Source organism: Vibrio floridensis, assembly GCF_021852965.1.
Taxonomy (GTDB): domain Bacteria; phylum Pseudomonadota; class Gammaproteobacteria; order Enterobacterales; family Vibrionaceae; genus Vibrio; species Vibrio floridensis.
On record NZ_JAKGCY010000058.1, the window covers coordinates 1 to 1,289 of the forward strand.

The following is a 1,289-nucleotide window of genomic DNA, read 5'->3' on the forward strand; positions in this document are numbered from 1 at the left end:
TATGCGGTTAGTTTTAGTGGTGAAAGTGGTCTGCGGGAAGTTGGTTTGTGCGGCATTCACCCCTTAACGCAGCGTTATGTAAATGGAGTGAAAAATGGAAGTCGTTGAAGTAAAAGGGTTTGAAATCCAAGGTTTAGTCCTAAGAACTCGCAATGAAATTGAAATGAATCCAGAGACGGCGAATATTCCAAAGCATGTTGAGTACGTTGATACGAATGTAGTTATCGACTATCAATCTGGAGCAAGGGCATATAGTGTCTACTGTAATTATGAGTCAGATGTGAATGGATACTTTGACGTATTAATGGGTTCGGACAAAGTCTCATCTTCAAATGTTGAACTGTCATCAGTATCTGTACTTTCTGGCTCTTACCTAAAGTTTGAAGCCGAAGGCGAGTTTCCTGCTGCCGTTATTGCTGCGTGGCAGTCGGTTTGGTCTCACTTTAGCTCTCAGAGTTGTGAGCATGAAAGGGCATATACAACAGACTTTGAGCACTATGAAAGTGCTAGCAAGGTTAGTGTCTACATTGCGCTGAAATAATTTACATAACAAAGCGTTTAAGACAGATTCGCAACGCGTGGCATTCTCTGTTCAAATTGAGTTTTGTGTTTACGGTGTAATGGTTTAGGTAAGGTGGTGGTTGCTCACTACTTAACGCGGCGTTAGGCAAATAAATGGAAATTAAAATGATTCGATACTTAATATACATAGTTCTCTCCTTAACACTTACTTCTTGTGCATCATTTAATGCACCATTGGATTATCGTTTAGACGAAAAATCTAATAGAGGTCTTGTGGTTTTTTCTTTTACCACTGAAGGTATTTTGGAAAACTTTTTTCTACAGTATCAAAATGAGGATGGTACAGAGAAAGGGGATGTTACATTATGGACAAACAGAAACCCTTTAGACTGGGCTTCAAAGGAAAAAGGGAGACTAGTGATTCTAGAACTACCTCAGGGCAAGTATGATATTTTTCGGCTAGTAGCGCCCCTTCAAGTTTCTTCTAAGGACAGGTTTTCTATTCCTTTCGAAGTGACGTCAGGAAAAGTAGCTTATTTGGGTAATGTACATATTAGGATCCCTGACCAAGAAAACTTCACTTATGTTTTGCGAGATAAATCGGAACGTGACTTAGAAATGCTATTTTCACGTTATACGAAAATATCTAAAGATGATCTGATAAAGATAATTAAAGAGTAGAAATTTGCCTAACAAGAGACTATGGCGTCAATAGTTAATTTTTGGCGTTATCTGCATTCCACATACAGCCATCTCTGAGCATTGAA

2 protein-coding genes are annotated in these 1,289 nt (G+C 38.8%); both read left to right on the top strand.

Annotation, left to right across the window (positions count from 1 at the left end; genetic code table 11):
• Nucleotides 1-94 precede the first annotated feature (94 nt).
• A complete protein-coding gene (locus LZU85_RS20835) occupies nt 95-541 on the top strand; it encodes a GyrI-like domain-containing protein (RefSeq protein ID WP_140277319.1) in 447 nt (148 codons plus the stop codon).
• Nucleotides 542-675: 134 nt separating this feature from the next.
• Nucleotides 676-1,203: a hypothetical protein gene (locus tag LZU85_RS20840; protein WP_237288453.1), complete on the top strand. Its 528-nt coding sequence runs from the start codon at nt 676-678 to the stop codon at nt 1,201-1,203.
• Nucleotides 1,204-1,289: the final 86 nt, after the last annotated feature.